The organism is Aliiroseovarius sp. ABM4_368, from assembly GCF_056161205.1.
Map to the genome: position 1 here is coordinate 561,147 of NZ_JBSWYR010000001.1, position 18,928 is coordinate 580,074.

Consider the following 18,928-nt stretch of genomic DNA (forward strand, 5'->3'; position numbering starts at 1 on the left):
CTGTAAACACCCCAATAGTAAAACGGGGATGAAAATTGCTTGAGGTTAATATGGCGCAGATCGGTGACGCTCGCGTGCCTGATGTGGTACAGGGGCAGGTTAAATGGTTCGATCCGAACAAGGGGTTCGGGTTCGTCGTCTCGAATGAAGGCGGCGCGGATATTCTGTTGCACGCCAATGTCCTGCGTAATTTCGGCCAAAGCTCGGTCGCCGATGGATCGAGCATTGAAATCACCGTTCAGGCGACGGATCGCGGGCGTCAAGCTGTCAGCGTGTTGTCGATTTCTCCTCCGGAAGGGGAAAGCGATCATCAGCTAGAAGAAATCGTTGAAGGGCTGGTTGATCCCGAAAGCATCGGCGAAATGGAGCCCGCGCGCGTCAAATGGTTCGACAAGGCCAAAGGGTTTGGGTTTGCCAACACCTTCGGCAGCTCGGAAGATATTTTCGTTCATGTCGAAGTGTTGCGTCGGTCAGGGTTGGCCGATCTTCAACCCGGCGAGGCGATCAGCATTCGTACCGCCGACGGCAAGCGCGGCAAGATGGCTGTGTCGGTCCACGCTTGGGATGCCGCTGTCGAAAGCGGATCCGACAGCTGATGTTTGCCCGGTGGGCCGGCGGTGTGCTTGGCTGTGGGGTGGCCGCTTTCTGCGCCCCTGCATTTGCTGGTGATTGCAGCCCTGACCGGATCAGCATCCGTGGCGACTGGGGGCAGGCGGCCTTTACCATAGAAGTCGCGGACGATCCGAATGAGCGCGCACAGGGCTTGATGCATCGCGAATCCATGCCGACGACCCATGGTATGTTGTTCGTGTTCGACGCGCCGCAGCGGGCCAGTTTCTGGATGAAAAACACGCTGATCCCGCTGGATATGATCTTTGTGCAGTCTGACGGCACAGTTTCGCACGTTCACCACAACGCCATTCCCCATGATACGACGCCGATTGATGGAGGCACCGGCGTCTATGCGGTGCTCGAGGTGAATGGTGGGCTGGCCAAACGCTTTGGTATTGCTGAAGGCAGCGAATTGCAGCACCCGGCCTTTGATCCGGCGACTGCTGCATGGGCCTGCGATGGGGCCAACTCAGAATAATCGACTTACGATGCAGTTTGTGCGGTTTTCTCTCTTTTCATTGCCGAAACACATCGGTAAGGAGGGGGCGTTCGGGGCGTAGCGCAGTCTGGTAGCGCACCTGTTTTGGGTACAGGGGGTCGCAAGTTCGAATCTTGCCGTCCCGACCACTTTTCAACATCTTAGGCCGTCAGAGGCCGGTGGTCGGAAACACGTCCCCCGATGTCGACGCGAGTCGTCGTAAGATCGTTTTGAATGCCTCTTCCGATTTGGTAGGAGTCTGACCGTTGCGGCTTAGAAGCCCAACCGGGCGTGCGATTTGAGGGTGCGCGACTGGCTTGTAACCGATGACGTCGCGGGGAATTCGCAAAACCGCCGATTTTGGCAACAGGGCTAACCCGATGCCCTCGGTCACCAATTCCAACGCTGTTGTCGAGCGCCGGAACTCGTAGGACCATTGCAGGGGCAGCCCGGCGCTGGCCATCGCCTCGTCTATCAAAAGCCGGTTCCCTGTGCCACGTGCGGGCACGATCAAGTCTTCCTCAGCAATATCGCTCCAGGTTACTTTGTCTTTCTTTGCAAGGGGATGGGTCGGAGGGAACACGATCACGATCTGATCGTCGAACAATGGTTCAAACTGGGTGTTGGGTTCCAGTTCCGGGATCGAGCAGATGCCGAAATCAGCTTCACCCTTGGCGACGGCCTCGGCCACGGCATTGGCAGTTTGATCCAGAAAACGGAACCGTGCGGCATGCCCTTCGCGCCGGAAAGTCTTGATAGCATCTGGCAGGATCAGGCCCGCAACGGTGGGGATGACCGCGACGGTCACCAGAGCGTTTCGCTGATGTTCAAAGGCAACGCTTTCATCGCGCATTGCCAGTGCCGTTTCATGAGCATCCGCCAAAATAGCTTCGGCGCGGGCTTGCAGACGTTTCGCTGCCAGTGTCGGCTTCACCGCGCGCGTGGTCCTTTCAAACAGCGTGGTGTCCAGCGCGGTTTCCAGCTTTTGAACCCGGCGGGTGACGGCGGATTGTGACATGTTCAATCGCGCCGCGGCCAAGTGAAAAGATCCTGTTTCCTTGACGGCCAGGAACGCTTCGAGATCGTTGAAATCATAATTGATGAGCATTTCGCATTAATTGCGGAACTTATGGCATTGGTCAAATTAAAACCACTTTGCTATCCGGGTTTTGTGAGGACACCAGACATGAAAACCCAATACGACATCGCAGTTATTGGCGGCGGCAACGCGGCGCTTTGCGCAGCCATGACCGCCGCCGAGGCAGGCGCCAAGGTGCTGATCCTTGAAACTGCACCCAAAGAATACCGTGGCGGCAATTCGCGCCACACCCGTAACTTTCGCTGTATGCATTCCGGGCCGCTTGGTCCCTTGGTCGAAAGCTATAGCGAGGAAGAATACTTCGCCGACCTGATGAAGGTCACGGCAGGGAAGACCGACGAACACCTTGCCCGCTTGGCAATCCGCACTTCGGAAGAATGCCTTCCTTGGATGGAACAGCACGGCGTACGCTTTCAGCCCTCACTGTCGGGCACGCTGTCCTTGGCGCGCACGAACGCGTTTTTCATGGGCGGGGGCAAGTCGCTGGTGAACGCCTACTACCGGACGGCTGAAAAGCTGGGCGTGGACGTGCTTTACGAGGCTGCGGTGACGCATCTTGAGCTGGACGGCGATCAGATCACCCGCGTCGATTACACCCACGATGGACAATCCCACTCGATCAGCCCTAAATCCGTAGTCGTCGCCTCGGGCGGGTTTCAGGCCGATACAGAATGGCTGACCCGCGCTTGGGGGGAGCCTGCCAAGAACTTCTTGATCCGCGGCACACCTTATAACCGGGGTGTCGTTTTGGCGGATCTGTTGGACCAAGGCGTTCAGTCTGTTGGCGACCCGACGCAATGCCACGCCGTGGCGATCGACGGGCGCGCGCCCAAGTTTGACGGGGGCATCGTGACCCGGCTGGACTGCGTTCCGTTCTCGATTGTTGTGAACAAAAACGCCGAGCGCTTCTATGACGAAGGCGAGGATGTCTGGCCCAAACGCTATGCGATTTGGGGCCGTTTGGTTGCCGCGCAGCCCGATCAGGTGGGCTATGTGATCATCGACGCCAAGTCCTTGAATTTGTTCATGCCTTCTGTGTTTCCACCGTTGAAAGCGGACACGCTGGATGAACTCGCAGCTATGATGGATCTGCCCGCCGACAAGCTGACCGCCACGGTTGACGCGTTCAACGCCGCCTGTGGCGACACCTCGAACTTCCACCCGACCGAACTGGACGGCGTGGCGACCAGCGGGATCGCTCCCGCCAAAACCAACTGGGCGCGGCCGATCACCGAGTCGCCCTTTTATGGCTATTCCCTGCGCACCGGCGTGACCTTCACCTATTTGGGTTTGAAGGTGGACGACAACGCGCAGTGCAGCACGGAAGACGGACTGATCAAGAACCTGTGGGCCGCCGGGGAAACCATGGCCGGGTCCATCCTGGGGCAGGGCTATTTGGCCGGGTACGGCATGACAATTGGAACCGTCTTCGGACGCATCGCAGGACGAGAGGCCGCCGCATATGCAAACTGATCTGCTTCAAGAAGCCCGCCGTCAGGCGGAAATCTGCAACGCCTGCCGCTATTGCGAGGGCTATTGCTCGGTTTTCCCGGCATTGCACCGCGAACGCGCGTTTTCGGACGGGGATCTGACCCAGCTGGCGAATCTCTGCCATAACTGCCGGGGCTGCTATTACGCCTGCCAATACACCGCCCCGCACGAGTTCGATTTGAACCTGCCCAAAGCGCTGGCCGAGGTGCGTCGCGACAGTTGGGAAAGCTATGCTTGGCCCGGTCCGTTCGCCCGCGCGTTCCAGACCCACGGGATGCGCATCGCACTGGCCTGTGTTCTGGGCTTTGCGGTGCTGTTTTTCGCCATCCGCGCCATCGGATCCGCCGGGGGCGAGGGCTTCTATGCCGCGTTGTCCCACAACGCAATGGTTGCGATTTTCCTGCCTTCCTTCCTGTTCCCGCTTCTCAGCCTTGCCATCAGCCTGCGAAATTACTGGAAATCGGTGGACGGGCAGCCCCTGCGTCTGTCCCATATCGTGGCCGCCTTTGGGTCGGCTGCGAAGATGAAAGACCTTGCCGCCGGCCACGGCGATGGGTGCAATTTCGAGGACGAAGACCGGTTCAGCCACGCGCGCCGTCACGTGCATCAGGCGGTTATGTATGGCTTCCTGCTGTGCTTCGCCTCGACCGCGTCGGGGACCGTGATGCACTATGCGTTTGGCATGCACGCGCCTTACGGCTTCTTTTCGCTGCCCAAACTGCTGGGCATACCCGGAGGCATCCTGTTGACCGTCGGAACAATCGGCATGGCCATGCTGAAGCTGAAAGCGGATCGCAACCTTGCGGACGCCAAGGCGTGGGGGGGTGAAATGGCCTTCATCGCGCTTCTGGGCTTTGTCGGTTTTAGTGGCTTGGTGCTCTATGCCTTGGGTGGAACGCCGATCATGCCCGCGCTGCTTGCCATCCATCTTGGCGCTGTGCTCAGCTTTTTTCTACTGACGCCTTACAGCAAAATGGCGCATGGATTCTATCGCTTGACCGCCTTGATCCGGGAAGAACAGAACAAGCAACCGACCCCTGAATTGAGCGCCAAGCCCGGCGCGCGAAATGCGCTGCGCAATCAATGACGAGGTGACAATGACCGATCGATTGATGCAACAAAGAATGATGGGTCCGAAGGGTTGGACCAAATACGGCAGAGGGCGGAAATGAGTAGTAATGCACGCTCCCGTTTGTTGACGCTTGCCGCGTCCTTGGTCGGTCTAGGGATCTTCTATGTCTTAGGCCTGCCGCTGCCTTTCCTGTTTGGACCCATGTCCGGCTGCTTGATTGTGGCGCTGGCGGGCGGAAAGATGCAGGGGTTCGGACAGGCCTCGGTCGGGGCGCGCACCATTCTGGGCGTGGCGGTCGGCGCGACAATCACGCCCGAGGTGTTGGGCCAACTGCCGCAAATGGCCGGGTCGGTCGCGCTGGTTCCGATCTATATCTTCACCATTGGGCTGGTCGGTGTTCCCTTCTTTCGGCGCGTCTGTGGCTTTGACCGGGTGACGGCCTATTACGCGGCAATGCCCGGCGGGCTGCAAGACATGATCATTTTTGGGCAAGAGGCCGGGGGCAACCCACGCACACTGTCTTTGATCCACGCAACTCGCGTGTTGATCATTATCAGCATCGCGCCGATCCTTTTGACCTCATTCTATGGCGCGAGCCTAAGCAATCCCATGGGCCAACCCGCCGCCGAACTGCCCCCGCACGAGCTTGTGCTGATGGTTCTTGCCGCTTTGATTGGCTGGAAAGGGGGCGAAAAGATCGGCCTTTTTGGAGCATCCATTCTTGGTCCCATGATTGTCTCTGCAGCGCTGACCCTGACCGGGTTCCTGCATTCACGTCCCCCCGCCGAAGCCATTCTGATTGCTCAGTTTTTTATCGGGTGCGGGGTCGGTGTGCACTATGTGGGTGTCACGCTGTCCGAGCTGCGGAAGGTGGTTTTTGCGGGGGTGGCATTCGTCTTGATCCTTGCTGTGCTTGCGGCCGGATTTGCCCAGCTTGCGGGCGCATTGGGCGTCGCCGGCGGGATCGAAGCTTTCTTGGCCTTTGCGCCGGGTGGGCAGGCGGAAATGACCGTGCTTGCCATCGTCGCCGGGGCGGATCTGGGATTTGTGATTGCGCACCATTTGACACGGATCGTGCTTGTAATCACCGGCGCGCCACTGGTGGCCGCCTTTATGCGCCGGACCAGATCTGAGGATTGATCATGTGGATTGGCGCGCCGTCGGCGAAGGCGTTGATCTGCGCATAGATGTCCGAAAACTGCTTTTCGAACTCGTCTTCCGTCACGAAGCCGATATGCGGCGTTGCGATCAAGTTAGGATGCGCCAGCAGGGGATCGCTTGGATCGGTCAAAGGCTCGGTGTCGAAGACGTCGATGGCGGCCATGCCGGGGCGGCCTGCGTTCAGGGCATCTAGCAAAGCGCCCGGCGCAATCAATCCCGCGCGTGATGTGTTCACCAACAACGCATCAGATCGCATTGCAGCAAGATCCTCAGCGGTGATGACCCCTTTGGTTTCGGGCTTTAGGCGCACATGCAGCGACACGATATCGCTGTCTGCAAAGAACGCAGCGCGATTTGGCGCAACGTTCTGCCCATCAGCAACAGCGCGCGCGCGGCCTTCCTCGGACGCCCACCAGATGACCTGCATTCCGAACGCCTGCGCATAGCCCGCCACAGCCCGTGCAATCCGGCCATAGCCATAAAGCCCCAGCGTCCGGCCATGCAGCGTTTTGCCCACGCCCGCCTGCCAGGTCCCGGCTTTCGCGCTGGTCATCTGTCGGGGTAGATCCCGCATTCCGGCCATGATCAGGGCCCAGGTCAGCTCGGCCGCTGCATGGTTGGTGCCGCCGCCTGACGGAATTTTCGAGCACAGAAGCACGTTCTGATCGGTGCAGGCATCCACATCCACATGGGGATAGACTCCGCGCTGGCTGATCAGACGCAGGTTGGGCAAGCGCTCCAACAAGGTGCGCGTCACTTGGGTGCGTTCGCGAAACAGAACCAGAGCGTCGGCATCGGACAGGCGCTTGGCAAGCGTATCCACATCCTTTGCGTGGTCGGTCCAGACGGTCACGTTATGATCGGTCAACAACTGAAAGCTGGGCAAATACCGCAGCGTGTCAAACCAATCGTCCAGAATGTGGACGCGCATGTTTACTTACCGCGCTTATAGGCTTCGATCGCCAAGGCGACCCGGTCATGAAGCTCGGAAAGTTGCTTGGTTTCGCTTGATTGGCAGCTTCGCTCAGCCAAGCTTTTCCCAAGAGAATCGCGCACCATACGCAAGCGTTTCATCGCGTCATTTACTTCGCAAATTGCATCGGAAGAAGTCATAATCGTTATCTTTCAATGTGATAGCAGAACAGGAACAAGTGTACCGCGCAGCACGCGCGCTGTCACGCCTCCGAAGAAATCCTCGCGGAACTTCGAATGCTCATAGGCGCCCATGACCAAAAGACAGGGGTCTGTCTCGCGGCAATAGTCGATCAGCGCGCGGGCAATGCCCGGCTCGGCTGGGATGGCCTTATGTGTGGCTTGGACATTGTGGCGGGACAAGTGGGTCATCACGTCGTCAACAGGGCGCGGGGTGGGCTCGTCGCCTACGGTCAGGACGGTGACGCGGCCTTGATCTTCCAAAAGCCCAAGGCTGTCTGACAGTGCCCGCGCTGCCGCCCGGCTTCCGTCCCACGCCAAGGCGGCGTGAGAGTGCCGGACATCCGCGTCGTGATCGCGTGGCACGATCAGCACGGGGCGACCGCTCATCAAAGCGATGCGGTCCGGGTGGATCGAGACATGTTCGTCCACCTCTTCCGTGCCGTCATGACCGACGACCAGCAGGTCAAAGTTGCGGGCCGTTTCAGACAAAACCGCATCGACCCGGCCCGAGGCTTGCGCAAAATGCAGCCGATCTCCAAGTCCCAGCTTGGGGCGCAGCGCGTCGAACCGGTTTTGGATTTCCGACAGGATATCGGCATTGGCCTGCGCAATGATCTCGCGGGCTTTGGCAGGGACCCACGCGGCGTTGCTGTTGACGGCCTCGTGTTTCGAATGGGCCAAAAGCGCGGTGACATGGGCACCGCCCTTTGCCAGTGATACAGCGTATTTCAGAGCCGAGACCGAGCTGTCAGACCCGTTGAAAGCAACAAGTATATTGTGGATGCTCATGTAATCTCTCCTTGTCCCGGCCAGATACTGGCGGGCACGTACACATTACCATCCGCCAGTTTGCGCGCAGTACGCACCAGCCCGGCCGAGTTCAGCGAAAAGCCGTCTTCGTTGGAAAAGTCGACCAAGACTTCGATGGTGCCCGAGGCATGTTCCAGTACCAATCTAGCGGGGTTCTGATTGGGGCGTGCCAACAGCCCGTCCGAGACGCTGCCCGGCGTCAAGGCGCAAGAGGCCAGACATTGCGCACCCGTGACAGCCATGGTCGGGTGGGTTTTCCACGGCATGAAATACCGCACTGCAATGCTTCCACCGTCCCGCGCCGGGGCCAGCAGGCCAAATTTTGGCGTCACGGATTTCGTCACATCGCCCATGCCCATCTTTTCGCCCGCGGCGATGCGGATGGCTTCCATTCGGGTGAAGAAGTCGGTGTTGGTATCCAGATCCTCGGCGCTTTCGTGTCCGGTCAGGCCGAAATCCTCGGCCCGTGCGATGACGATGGGCATGGCGACATCCATGCAGGTGACCTCGATCCCATCAATCGTGTCGCGCAGATTTCCGGTGGGCAGGAATGCTCCGGTCGACGATCCGACCACCCCCATAAAGCTGAGCTGGATGGGCGCGGACCTACCGGGCGTACCTGCGATCTGTGTCGTGCCTTCATAGGTCAGCTTCCCGCCCGGCGTTTGCACTTTCGCAAGCACTTTGGCCCCGGTGTTCACAGCGCGAATGCGAATCTCGGTCTCGTCGCCCGTGGGCGTGATCAGACCCATTTCAATGGCAGCAGGGCCGACGCCGGACATGATGTTTCCGCAGGTGGGTTTGTAATCGACCAGTCGATCCTCAACCGAGACTTGGGCGAAGAAGTAATCCACATCCGCCCAGTCATCCATGCTTTTTGACAGCATGGCGACTTTGGTGGTCACGGCGGCCCCGCCGCCGATCCCGTCGATGTTCAGCGTATGGCCCGAGCCGACCGCTGCGATCAGCACCTCGGACAGAGTGTCCAGATCTTCCGGCAGATCTTCGCGCCGGAAATATGGACCTTTCGAGGTGCCTCCACGCATGTGGATATAGGGGATGGCTGTCTGGGTCATTTCAGCGGCCATGGCAGGTCAACTGCCCCTTGCAACAGGCCCGGAGGGAAGTCGCGGTTCAGCGCCCCTGCCATCAGGCACATAAAGCCGATGCCACAGGCGGTCAGGATCAGGGTTTTGCCCCAACCCGCGCCCGCGCGCACCCTAAGGAAGGTGATCAGGAAGCCCACCAGCGCAAGGATGAAGCCGACAAACCACGTGGCAGCGATCAGGCCTGCGAACCATGCCAGCGTGGACCACAGACCGTAGGGTGCATCCGCGTCCTCGCCCGCGACTTCCTTATCTGCAAAGATCGCGTCGCCTTCCGGGCGGCGCATCATCTGTACCAGCAAGATCAGGCAGCACAGCAGCGCAAGGCTTCCCACCACCAGTGGGATGATTTTGTCGGTCAGGTTATAGTCCGGGATCATGTTGGCGTTGATCAGGGCGACCACCAGATAGGCGGCGATCACCAGAAGGAAGATCAGCGGCGCGCGTTTCGAACCCGACTGAACCTCGCCCTCGGCCATGATGGCTTTCGCCTGACGAAGGCCCAGCACCACCGACACAAGAGTGATGATGATCAACACGATCACGATGGGCGAGAAGACATAATCGATGCCTTCCTCAAAGCTTTTGCGGAAGCGGAAGGAGGCGATCTGGAACGCTTGGTTCGAGAACTTCTCGACCGGGTTGGACAGCACGAAGCCAATCAGGAAAGCCGGGCGCGACCAGTCAAAGCGGCGCAGGAAAATGCCGATCAAGCCGATGGCAAACAGCGCCAGAAGGTCTTCGAAGTTTTGGCCCGACTGGAAGGCGGCGAAGCTGATCAGCATGAACAGGAACGGCGCCAGATAGGTGAAACGGATCGTGGTCAGCTTGGCGATCCCACCTGAAGCCGCGATGCACAAGACGGTGCCCACGACGTTTGCCAGCGCCAGCAGCCAGACGATCGAATAGGTGATGTCGAGGTTGTTTTTCAGCATCGCTGGGCCGACTTCGATGTCGCCCGAACCCAGAAGGGCAATCGCGCCGATGAAAATCGCCATCGAGCCTGAACCGGGAATACCGAACAGAAGGGTGGGGACCAGACCGCCGCCCTCTTTCGCGTTGTTCGAGCTTTCCGGCCCGATCACGCCGCGCACTTCGCCTTTGCCGAAATTCGTTTTGTCTTTGGTGGTCTGCACCGTGTGCCCGTAGGCGATCCAGTCGACGACCGAGCCGCCAAGACCGGGGATGATCCCCACGACCACACCGATGATAGAGCAGCGTACCGACAGCCATTTGTTGGCCATCCAGTCGCGTACACCGTCCATCCAGCCTGCGCCCAGCGAGGCGCCCTTGGCGATGGAACGGTCCTGACGCAGCAGGGACACGATCTCGGGGATGGCGAAGATGCCAAGGCCCACGATGACCAGTTTCAATCCGTCCGTCAGATAGGGGATGTCATAACTCGCCATACGCAGCGAACCGCCGGCGTCAGCCTCGCCAATGGTGCCGATCATCATGCCCAGCCCAGCCGCCGCCAGACCTTTCAGGGCAAAGCGGCCGGCAAGGATGGCGACCATCGACAGGCCCAGAATGGTGATCATCAGCATCTCGGGCAGGCCGAACGCCAACACGATGGGTCGGGCGACCAGAATAAACATAGTCAGGAAGGTAGCGCCCACAAGCCCGCCAAATAGGGACGAGGTAAAGGCCGCGGCCAAGGCCCGTGCGGCCTGACCGTTTTTGGCCATTGGAAATCCATCCAGAACAGTTGCCTGTGACGCGGATGATCCGGGGATCCCCATAAGGACCGATGCGAATGTATCCGAAGTAGGCACAACGGCGACCATGCCGATCATCAACGCTAGACCAAGCACCGGGTCCATGCCGAACATGAAGGGCAAAAGCAGGGACAGGCCCGCGATGCCGCCCAGACCGGGGAACACGCCTACGGCCAGACCCATCACGACGCCAAGAACAAGATAACCCAGAACGACGGGTTGCAAGATCAGGGCCCACGCTTCTCCAAGCGCGGGAAGTGCGGTGGCGAAGATCTCCATCGGAGCCGCCTTTCTATTAGGAAATGTTGGAAAGGGCGCGCGGCCAGCGTTGGGCCGCGCGCCAAGGGTGGGTTACTTCAGCGACACGCCATAGGCGTTTTGCAGCCAGTCGGTGACATAGGCTTTGGCGCTGTCCGGAACCTGCGTGGCCGTGCCCAATGCAGACTGAGCACCTTCACCAGTGAAGACCGGGTATTTGCCAACGCGCTTGGACGAGATCTCGGCAAAGTCAGCGCGAGCTACAACGTCTTGGAACGCTTTGGTGTAGGTGTCGATCACATCTTGCGGCGTGCCAGCAGGCAGGAAGGCCAATTTCTGAACCGGGAAGCCGGCGACAAAGAAGGCTTTCCACGCGTCCCACGCATCGCCCGAGGTTTCGCAGCCATCTGTGGCTTCGCAGACCTCTTTGAAGGTCGGGATGTCGGGGAAGGTCGGGTCACGCACGATGTTGCCATCGGCGTCCAGTGCACCCCATGTCATCATCGGAACAGCCTTGCCATCATTGACCAGCGCAGTCGATCCGCCCAGATAACCCGACGAGGTCTGATAGTCGATATTGGCTTCGCCACGTTCAAACATCAGGCGGCCATCACCACGGCCTTTGATGCCGAAGACGGGCTCGACATTCATACCCAGCATTTGCCAAGCCAGCAGCGGCACAAGGTCAAGACGGGTCGCGCCTTGCGAGCCATAGATGAAATCGGTGTCCTTCAGCGCGTTGGCCGAGCCGTCGAACTTAGCGCCATCTTCGGCGTTCAGGTAAGCCACGCCGCCGGTGCCCGAGGCCATGACCGGGTTCCAGTCGTTATATTCGTAACGCACGCGCGGATCGTCCAGCAGATACGGGAATTGCGTCGATCCCGAGGTGCCGAACAGCAGCGTGCCGTCTTCGTGCTCTTGTTCTTGGAACCAGTTGGCCCCTTTGGTCGAACCAGCACCGGGCATGAATTTCACGACCACGGTCGGCTTGCCGGGCAGGGCTTCCGACAGCAGCGGGCCGAAGAAGTTCGCCCATTTGGCCGATCCACCGGTTTCCGAGAACGGGATGACCCATTCAACGGTTTTGCCCGAGAAATCGACCTCGGCGGTGGCGGGTGCGGCCACTCCAGCAGCAGCGATCAGGCCCATCACAGCACGACGAGTAAAGTTTGATACGGTCATTGGTTCCTCCCTGTTGACCAGACAATCACAAGGACGTCCTCTGCGCCATCATGATTGAATTATATCTTTCGAGGGTTGATTCCCCCCGCAATCTCTTGAACATGGTGGGCCAACCTTGCGTGAACCTTGCGGACCTCAATATGCGAATAGTCGTCGTTGAAGATAACGAACCCTTGGCCAAGGCGATCTCGTATCGTTTGCGGGACCGTGGGCATTCGGCGGATGTTTTACATGATGGGGCGGATGCGGATGCGTTCCTAAAGCAGGAAAGCGCGGATCTGATCGTGTTGGACATCAACCTGCCGGGCAAGTCGGGGCTCGAGGTGCTGCGGGATCTGCGCGCGCGGGGGGACAATGCGCCGGTGATCCTTCTGACCGCGCGAAGCGAACTGAGCGACCGTGTGGCTGGGCTGGACCTTGGGGCGGATGACTATCTGGTGAAACCGTTTGAAATGGACGAGCTCGAGGCCCGCATCCGGGCGCTCTCACGCCGCCGGAACCTAGAATTTGGCGCGGTCGAGACCATTGGCGATCTGTCCTTTGACCGCAACGCGCGTCAGGTCTCGGCGAACGGGGCAGCCATCGACATTCCGCGGAAGGAATTGGCGGTATTTGAATGCCTGTTGGAACGCCGAGGGCGTATTGTGTCAAAGCCCGTCTTGACTGACCACGTGTACGGCATTGGGGCAAATGTGGACGACACAGCGGTCGAGCCTCTGGTCTCGCGCTTGCGCCGCCGATTGTCAGACCACGGCGTTGTTATCAAAACGGCGCGCGGGCTTGGCTATATGCTGGATGTGGTCGCCTCATGACGCGGGTTTTTTCCCTTCGCCAGCGGCTTTTCACCCTCATCCTTGTGCCGCTTTTGCTGATGGGTTTGGTGCTGGGCTATTGGCGTGTCTCGGTCGCGCAAGACACGGCGGAAGAGCTGTTCGACCGTTCCCTTCTGTCCGCCGCCTTGGCGATTTCGCGGGACGTGGCGATTTCCGGCGGCGATGCGCTTTTGCCGTCCACCAGCGACTTGATCAGCGACGCCACCGGGGGCGAGGTGTTCTATCACGCAACGGGACCGGACGGGATCTATGTGACCGGCTATGCCTATCCGCCCGCAGGGGCCCGGCCGAATGCGGATCCTTTCACGCCTCACTATTATAAGGCCATGTATCGCGGCGAACCCGTCCGGGTGTTACAGATCAGCGAGCGCGTGACCATCGAAGGCGTAACAGGCAATGCCACCGTCACCGTCTGGCAAAGACTATCGGAACGCAGCCGTTTTGCCACCCAGCTTGCCTTGCGGGCTGCGGGCTTGATCGGCGGGTTGCTGATCACCTTGGCGCTGGTCGTCTGGTTCGGCGTGGCGCGTGGTCTGCGGCCATTGCTTGACCTGCAAGGGGCGATCGAGATCAGATCGCCAGATGACCTCAGCCAGATCCGGCGCCCCATTCCTATAGAGGCGCAGGGGATCGTTGATAAGCTGAATCGCCTGTTTTCCAAGGTGCAGGGAAGTATGAATGCCCAGCAGGTCTTTATTTCAAACGCAGCACACCAGCTGCGCAATCCGGCGGCGTCGGTGCAGTCTATGGCGGAAAGCCTACGGGATGCGCCAACGCGCGAGGATCGACAACAACGGATCGAGGATCTGGTGGTTGCAGCGCGTGCATCCGCGCGTGTCACCGAGCAGCTGTTGTCCATGGACCGACTGCGTCAGCCCATGCCCGACAGCCGCCGGTCCAGCTTTGACCTGACCTATTTGCTGCGGCAGGTCTGCGCCGAAGTCGGCCCAGATGTGCTGTCTCGCGGTGTTGAGTTTGAATTCATCGCCCCTGAAGTGCCCCTTCAGATTACCGGCGATCATGTGTTCATCGCCGAAGCGGTGAAGAATATGATCGACAACGCGTTGAAACATGGCGGGGCCGGGCTGAGCGCCATCACCGTCGAATTGCAAAAGTCTGGGGATAAGGCGCAAATCACAGTTCGCGACGATGGAAAGGGCTTGTCACCCGAACAAAGCGCCGCCGCCTTGGGCCGGTTTTCGCAGGTCGAACCCTCGCAAGGCAGCGGGTTGGGGTTGGCGATTGCCGCATCCGTGGCCGAACGTCACGGCGGATCGCTTCGGATCAATCGGGTTGCCAAGGGGGCAAGTCTGACTCTTGGTTTGATGCTGGACCCTGCTTTTAACTAGGTTAGCCTTCACACCATGCGCTTGGTCCTCAGCACTACATATAGTGGTATCCCCTGGAATTGTTCGCGAAAAAGAAACAATCGCGATGGCAACCATTCATGGAAAATGAATCGGCAACTCTTCGTCCAAGGGGGCATACGTCCGGTGATTCTCGGCCTTGGTGGTGCGTGGGGATATTGCCTGTGGCGTAAAACCCGCAGCTAAGTGCTAAGGTGGCCATAGCTACTAGTGCGAATGTAACTTCAAGCAACATATAGTGTTTGAAGCGTAAACCAGCTAATTTGCTAGCAAAAGATATCTTCCCGTTAAAATTGAGTATGAATAAGAATCAACCGAAGCTAGCCCGATGCCCGCACGACTAGGCACGTCAACAGAAAAGAGTTGGGGATATCTTTGAATTAGTCGTTGACGGTATAGGGCGGTCTACGCCAGATTGTGGGGGCTAGTCGGAATGGCCACAATATATAGTGGCCCGCGGTTGGTAGGGCGAGACAGGGACCATGCTTCAATCTTGAAGTCAAAAGGGTGTGCCACCTTGGTGTGCGGCACTCAGCGATATTCCTGTGTCTGATCCTCAGCCTCTACGACTAGCACGAATTTGATGGAATAGGGCAGATCCCATGCGTTGACCGGGCGCAGGGAGCCACTGAAGGGACTGGACAGGGCACAATGAAGATTGAACGCAAATTCACAAAATCGGGGCAGGGCGCATACGCAGAGTTGGAGTTCACGACGACGTCGTCCGAGATTCGCAACCCCGACGGCACCATCGTTTTCAAACTGGACGATTGCGAAGTGCCGACTAGTTGGAGCCAAGTGGCTTCAGACGTGATTGCGCAGAAATACTTCCGTAAGGCTGGCGTCCCGGCGGTTCTGAAAAAGGTCAAGGAAAAGGGTGTGCCCGAATTCCTGTGGCGCTCGGTTCCTGATGAAAAGGCGATGGAAGACCTGCCCGAAGATCAGCGTTTCGGCGGTGAAACCTCAGCCAAGCAGGTGTTTGACCGTCTGGCAGGCGCGTGGGCGTATTGGGGTTGGAAAGGTGGCTATTTCACCACCGAAGAAGACGCCCGTACCTATTTCGACGAAATGCGCCACATGCTGGCCAGCCAGCGCGCCGCGCCGAACAGCCCGCAGTGGTTCAACACCGGTCTTCACTGGGCCTATGGCATCGATGGGCCTGCACAGGGTCACTATTATGTCGATCACAAGACCCGCAAGCTGACCCGTTCGAAGTCTTCCTATGAGCACCCGCAGCCCCATGCCTGCTTCATCCAGTCGATCGGCGATGATCTGGTGGGCGAGGGCGGCATCATGGACCTGTGGGTTCGCGAGGCACGTCTGTTCAAATACGGCTCGGGCACCGGCACCAACTTCTCCTCCCTGCGGGCAGCGGACGAACCGCTGTCGGGCGGCGGCAAATCCTCGGGCCTGATGGGTTTCCTGAAAATCGGTGACCGCGCGGCTGGCGCGATCAAGTCGGGCGGCACCACCCGTCGCGCAGCAAAGATGGTGATCGTGGACAGCGACCACCCGGATATCGAGGAATACATCAACTGGAAGGTCAAGGAAGAGCAGAAAGTTGCATCGCTGGTCGCCGGATCGAAGATGCACGAACAGCATCTGAACCACATCTTCGCCGCCATTCGTGCATGGGACGGTAAGGAAGAAGACGCCTATGATCCCAAGGTCAACGATACCCTGAAAGACGCCGTACGCGCCGCGAAAAAGGTCGCAATCCCAGAGGTTTACGTTAAGCGCGTTCTGGACTACGCCAAGCAGGGCTATGGCTCGATCGAATTTCCGACCTATGACACCGACTGGGATTCCGAGGCTTACGCCACCGTTTCGGGCCAGAACTCGAACAACTCGGTGCGTGTCACCGACGCCTATCTGAAAGCCGTCGAGGCTGACGCGGATTGGGAATTGATCCGCCGCACAGACGGCTCGGTCGCCAAGACCATTAAAGCGCGCGATTTGTGGGATCAGATCGGACACGCTGCTTGGGCCTGTGCCGACCCCGGCATCCAGTATCACGACACGGTTAACGCATGGCACACCTGCCCGGAAGACGGCCAGATCCGCGGCTCGAACCCGTGCTCGGAATACATGTTCTTGGACGACACCGCCTGTAACCTGGCGTCGATGAACCTGCTGACCTTCTTGAAGGATGGCGAGTTCCAGGCCGAAGACTATATGCACGCGACCCGCCTGTGGACCATCACGCTGGAAATCTCGGTCATGATGGCGCAATTCCCGTCGAAAGAGATCGCGGAATTGTCGTATGTTTTCCGTACCTTGGGTCTGGGATATGCCAATATCGGCGGTCTTCTGATGAATATGGGTTACGGCTATGACTCGCCCGAAGGTCGTGCGCTGTGTGGCGCGCTGACTGCGATTATGACCGGCGTTTCCTATGCCACTTCGGCCGAAATCGCCGGAGAGCTGGGCGCGTTTGAAGGCTATGAGCGCAACAAGGACCACATGCTGCGCGTGATCCGTAACCACCGCAACGCCGCCTATGGTGCCAGCGAAGGCTACGAAGATCTGGCCGTGAAGCCGGTTCCGCTGGACCTGAAAAACTGCCCCGATGCCAAGCTGGTCGATTTGGCCATGGGCGCATGGGACGAAGCCTATGCGCTTGGTGAAAAGCACGGTTATCGCAACGCACAGGTGTCTGTGATTGCGCCGACCGGCACCATTGGTCTGGTGATGGACTGTGACACGACCGGGATCGAGCCGGACTTTGCGCTGGTGAAGTTCAAGAAGCTGGCCGGTGGCGGTTACTTCAAGATCATCAACCGCTCGGTACCCGCGGCCCTTGAAAAGCTGGGTTATGACAGCGCACAGATCGAAGAGATCATCGCCTACGCCGTGGGTCACGGCACCATGGGCAACGCGCCTGCCATCAACCACACGACCCTGATCGGCCACGGCTTTGGTCAGAACGAAATCGAGAAGATCGAGGCAGCATTGCCATCGGCCTTCGACATCCGCTTTGTATTCAACCAGTGGACGCTCGGCGAGGAGTTCTGCACCAACGTTCTGGGTATCCCGGCTGAAAAGCTGAACGATCCCGAGTTCAACCTGCTGCGTCACTTGGGCTTTACCCGTCAGGACATCGAAGCCGCGAACGATCACGTGCTGGGCACGATGACGCTGGAGGGCGCGCCGTTCCTGAAGGAAGAGCACTATAACGTCTTCGACTGCGCCAACCCGTGCGGCAAAAAAGGCAAGCGTTTCCTGAGTGTTGACAGCCATATCTACATGATGGCCGCAGCACAGTCGTTCATATCGGGTGCGATCTCGAAAACGATCAACATGCCGAATGACGCAACCATCGAAGACTGCCAGAAAGCTTACGAACTCAGCTGGTCGCTGGGTGTTAAGGCCAATGCGCTGTATCGCGATGGCTCGAAACTCAGCCAGCCTTTGGCGGCGGCTCTGGTCGAGGATGACGAGGAAGCAGAAGAAATTCTGGCCTCGGGCTCGGCCCACGAGAAAGCCGTTACACTGGCCGAGAAGATCATCGAGAAAGTGGTGATCAAAGAGGTCGCACGCGGACGCGAGAAGCTGCCTGAGCGTCGCAAGGGCTATACTCAGAAAGCCATCGTTGGTGGTCACAAAGTGTACCTGCGCACCGGCGAGTACGAAGACGGCAATCTGGGCGAGATCTTCATCGACATGCACAAGGAAGGCGCTGGCTTCCGTGCAATGATGAACAACTTCGCGATCGCCGTGTCGGTTGGCTTGCAATACGGTGTGCCACTGGAAGAGTTCGTGGACGCCTTCACCTTCACCAAGTTCGAACCGGCAGGCATGGTTCAGGGCAACGACTCGATCAAGAACGCGACGTCGATCTTGGATTACATCTTCCGCGAATTGGCTGTGTCCTATCTGGACCGCACCGACCTGGCACATGTGAAGCCGCAAGGCGCTGCCTTCGACGATCTGGGCCGAGGCGAAGAAGAAGGCGTATCCAACGTCCAAGAACCGTCCGAGACGGCAGCCACTAAGTCTTTGGAAGTGCTGAAACAAATCAGCTCGACCGGCTATCTGCGCAAACGTCTGCCGCAGGAATTGGTGGTGCTGCAGGGCGGTGCCGAAGCGGGTGCTACGGCGCTTAGCGGCTCTGACCCGATCGGCGCGTTGAACACGTTGGTGCCAGAAACGGCAGGCGGTGAAACCGCTGTGGTCGAGATGTCAGTGACCGAGACTTCGGTTTCGACCGGGACGGTGAACACCATCGACGCGCGCACCAAAGCCAAGATGCAGGGCTACGAAGGTGATCCCTGTGGCGAATGCGGAAACTATACGCTGGTACGCAACGGCACCTGCATGAAGTGCAACACCTGTGGGTCGACCACGGGCTGTAGCTAAGAGAATTGAGGGTTGGGGCGCAGAAGTACCAGTTCTGCGCCCCGGCTCATCCCTCGCTTGATCAGTGTGGGCGAGAGAGAAACCTATTCGACCGCACTGGTCGACTAAATAAGGAAACCACAGCCGAACTAGGCAATCAATGACGCACTGACTTACCCACAGGTTTGCCACCAAGAAATGCTCGCAGCCTGTGGATAACTAGAAGGAGGTTAGCATGCCTCGTAAAC

Annotated in this window: 15 protein-coding genes and 1 tRNA gene; 9 read left to right on the forward strand and 7 right to left on the reverse strand. The window is 58.8% G+C overall.

All coding sequences use genetic code 11. The features are described from left to right. Positions 1–50 precede the first annotated feature (50 nt). The 3 genes from ACXAH3_RS02805 to ACXAH3_RS02815 all read left to right on the forward strand — a co-directional run bounded on the left by ACXAH3_RS02805 (position 51) and on the right by ACXAH3_RS02815 (position 1,239). The gene (locus ACXAH3_RS02805; protein ID WP_474860546.1) at positions 51–596 is read left to right on the forward strand and encodes a cold-shock protein; all 546 of its coding nucleotides are present in this window, start codon (positions 51–53) and stop codon (positions 594–596) included. Further along, positions 596–1,090 (forward strand): DUF192 domain-containing protein, encoded by a 495-nt coding sequence (locus ACXAH3_RS02810; protein WP_474860547.1) that lies wholly within the window; start codon positions 596–598, stop codon positions 1,088–1,090. The genes ACXAH3_RS02805 and ACXAH3_RS02810 overlap by 1 nt, the downstream gene beginning before the upstream one ends. Before the next feature lie 72 nt (positions 1,091–1,162). Then, positions 1,163–1,239: transfer RNA gene (locus tag ACXAH3_RS02815), tRNA-Pro, on the forward strand. A gap of 20 nt (positions 1,240–1,259) precedes the next feature. Here ACXAH3_RS02815 and ACXAH3_RS02820 read toward each other — a convergent pair. Further along, positions 1,260–2,198, reverse strand: a complete 939-nt coding sequence (locus ACXAH3_RS02820; RefSeq protein ID WP_474860548.1) for a LysR family transcriptional regulator — start codon at positions 2,196–2,198, stop codon at positions 1,260–1,262. A gap of 78 nt (positions 2,199–2,276) precedes the next feature. On the opposite strand from ACXAH3_RS02820, the gene tcuA reads away from it, so the two are divergent. The 3 genes from tcuA to ACXAH3_RS02835 all read left to right on the forward strand — a co-directional run bounded on the left by tcuA (position 2,277) and on the right by ACXAH3_RS02835 (position 5,892). Beyond that, a complete protein-coding gene (gene tcuA / locus ACXAH3_RS02825; RefSeq protein ID WP_474860549.1) occupies positions 2,277–3,662 on the forward strand; it encodes an FAD-dependent tricarballylate dehydrogenase TcuA in 1,386 nt (461 codons plus the stop codon). Continuing rightward, complete coding sequence (gene tcuB, locus ACXAH3_RS02830; RefSeq protein WP_474860550.1) at positions 3,652–4,767, forward strand: tricarballylate utilization 4Fe-4S protein TcuB; 1,116 nt, start codon at positions 3,652–3,654, stop codon at positions 4,765–4,767. The genes tcuA and tcuB overlap by 11 nt, the downstream gene beginning before the upstream one ends. A gap of 81 nt (positions 4,768–4,848) precedes the next feature. Next, a complete protein-coding gene (locus ACXAH3_RS02835; protein ID WP_474860551.1) occupies positions 4,849–5,892 on the forward strand; it encodes an AbrB family transcriptional regulator in 1,044 nt (347 codons plus the stop codon). Here ACXAH3_RS02835 and ACXAH3_RS02840 read toward each other — a convergent pair. The 6 genes from ACXAH3_RS02840 to ACXAH3_RS02865 form a co-directional block, all read right to left on the reverse strand. Continuing rightward, positions 5,864–6,844, reverse strand: coding sequence for a D-2-hydroxyacid dehydrogenase family protein (locus ACXAH3_RS02840; protein ID WP_474860552.1), 981 nt, complete (start codon positions 6,842–6,844; stop codon positions 5,864–5,866). The genes ACXAH3_RS02835 and ACXAH3_RS02840 overlap by 29 nt on opposite strands. A 2-nt stretch (positions 6,845–6,846) precedes the next feature. Beyond that, a complete protein-coding gene (locus ACXAH3_RS02845; RefSeq protein WP_474860553.1) occupies positions 6,847–7,026 on the reverse strand; it encodes a hypothetical protein in 180 nt (59 codons plus the stop codon). Between the two features lie 12 nt (positions 7,027–7,038). Then, positions 7,039–7,857 (reverse strand): universal stress protein, encoded by an 819-nt coding sequence (locus ACXAH3_RS02850; protein WP_474860554.1) that lies wholly within the window; start codon positions 7,855–7,857, stop codon positions 7,039–7,041. Continuing rightward, positions 7,854–8,954, reverse strand: coding sequence for a 4-oxalomesaconate tautomerase (locus ACXAH3_RS02855; protein ID WP_474860555.1), 1,101 nt, complete (start codon positions 8,952–8,954; stop codon positions 7,854–7,856). Before ACXAH3_RS02855 ends, ACXAH3_RS02850 begins: the two co-directional genes overlap by 4 nt. After that, positions 8,951–10,981 (reverse strand): tripartite tricarboxylate transporter permease, encoded by a 2,031-nt coding sequence (locus ACXAH3_RS02860; RefSeq protein ID WP_474860556.1) that lies wholly within the window; start codon positions 10,979–10,981, stop codon positions 8,951–8,953. The genes ACXAH3_RS02855 and ACXAH3_RS02860 overlap by 4 nt, the downstream gene beginning before the upstream one ends. Positions 10,982–11,053: 72 nt before the next feature. Beyond that, positions 11,054–12,142, reverse strand: coding sequence for a tricarboxylate transporter (locus ACXAH3_RS02865; RefSeq protein ID WP_474860557.1), 1,089 nt, complete (start codon positions 12,140–12,142; stop codon positions 11,054–11,056). Positions 12,143–12,282: 140 nt separating this feature from the next. Between ACXAH3_RS02865 and ACXAH3_RS02870 the strand changes: the two genes are divergently transcribed. The 3 genes from ACXAH3_RS02870 to ACXAH3_RS02880 all read left to right on the forward strand — a co-directional run bounded on the left by ACXAH3_RS02870 (position 12,283) and on the right by ACXAH3_RS02880 (position 18,701). Next, positions 12,283–12,954 (forward strand): response regulator transcription factor, encoded by a 672-nt coding sequence (locus tag ACXAH3_RS02870; protein ID WP_474860558.1) that lies wholly within the window; start codon positions 12,283–12,285, stop codon positions 12,952–12,954. Beyond that, positions 12,951–14,324: a sensor histidine kinase gene (locus tag ACXAH3_RS02875; RefSeq protein ID WP_474860559.1), complete on the forward strand. Its 1,374-nt coding sequence runs from the start codon at positions 12,951–12,953 to the stop codon at positions 14,322–14,324. Before ACXAH3_RS02870 ends, ACXAH3_RS02875 begins: the two co-directional genes overlap by 4 nt. Positions 14,325–14,993: 669 nt before the next feature. Continuing rightward, positions 14,994–18,701, forward strand: coding sequence for a vitamin B12-dependent ribonucleotide reductase (locus tag ACXAH3_RS02880; protein ID WP_474860560.1), 3,708 nt, complete (start codon positions 14,994–14,996; stop codon positions 18,699–18,701). Positions 18,702–18,928: the final 227 nt, after the last annotated feature.

Bases quoted from the DNA above. Each gene is read 5' to 3' on its own strand.
- ACXAH3_RS02805 (WP_474860546.1), top strand. From the start codon at position 51: ATGGCGCAGATCGGTGACGCTCGCGTGCCTGATGTGGTACAGGGGCAG.
- ACXAH3_RS02810 (WP_474860547.1), top strand. From the start codon at position 596: ATGTTTGCCCGGTGGGCCGGCGGTGTGCTTGGCTGTGGGGTGGCCGCT.
- ACXAH3_RS02820 (WP_474860548.1), bottom strand. From the start codon at position 2,198: ATGCTCATCAATTATGATTTCAACGATCTCGAAGCGTTCCTGGCCGTC.
- tcuA (WP_474860549.1), top strand. From the start codon at position 2,277: ATGAAAACCCAATACGACATCGCAGTTATTGGCGGCGGCAACGCGGCG.
- tcuB (WP_474860550.1), top strand. From the start codon at position 3,652: ATGCAAACTGATCTGCTTCAAGAAGCCCGCCGTCAGGCGGAAATCTGC.
- ACXAH3_RS02835 (WP_474860551.1), top strand. From the start codon at position 4,849: ATGAGTAGTAATGCACGCTCCCGTTTGTTGACGCTTGCCGCGTCCTTG.
- ACXAH3_RS02840 (WP_474860552.1), bottom strand. From the start codon at position 6,844: ATGCGCGTCCACATTCTGGACGATTGGTTTGACACGCTGCGGTATTTG.
- ACXAH3_RS02845 (WP_474860553.1), bottom strand. From the start codon at position 7,026: ATGACTTCTTCCGATGCAATTTGCGAAGTAAATGACGCGATGAAACGC.
- ACXAH3_RS02850 (WP_474860554.1), bottom strand. From the start codon at position 7,857: ATGAGCATCCACAATATACTTGTTGCTTTCAACGGGTCTGACAGCTCG.
- ACXAH3_RS02855 (WP_474860555.1), bottom strand. From the start codon at position 8,954: ATGACCCAGACAGCCATCCCCTATATCCACATGCGTGGAGGCACCTCG.
- ACXAH3_RS02860 (WP_474860556.1), bottom strand. From the start codon at position 10,981: ATGGAGATCTTCGCCACCGCACTTCCCGCGCTTGGAGAAGCGTGGGCC.
- ACXAH3_RS02865 (WP_474860557.1), bottom strand. From the start codon at position 12,142: ATGACCGTATCAAACTTTACTCGTCGTGCTGTGATGGGCCTGATCGCT.
- ACXAH3_RS02870 (WP_474860558.1), top strand. From the start codon at position 12,283: ATGCGAATAGTCGTCGTTGAAGATAACGAACCCTTGGCCAAGGCGATC.
- ACXAH3_RS02875 (WP_474860559.1), top strand. From the start codon at position 12,951: ATGACGCGGGTTTTTTCCCTTCGCCAGCGGCTTTTCACCCTCATCCTT.
- ACXAH3_RS02880 (WP_474860560.1), top strand. From the start codon at position 14,994: ATGAAGATTGAACGCAAATTCACAAAATCGGGGCAGGGCGCATACGCA.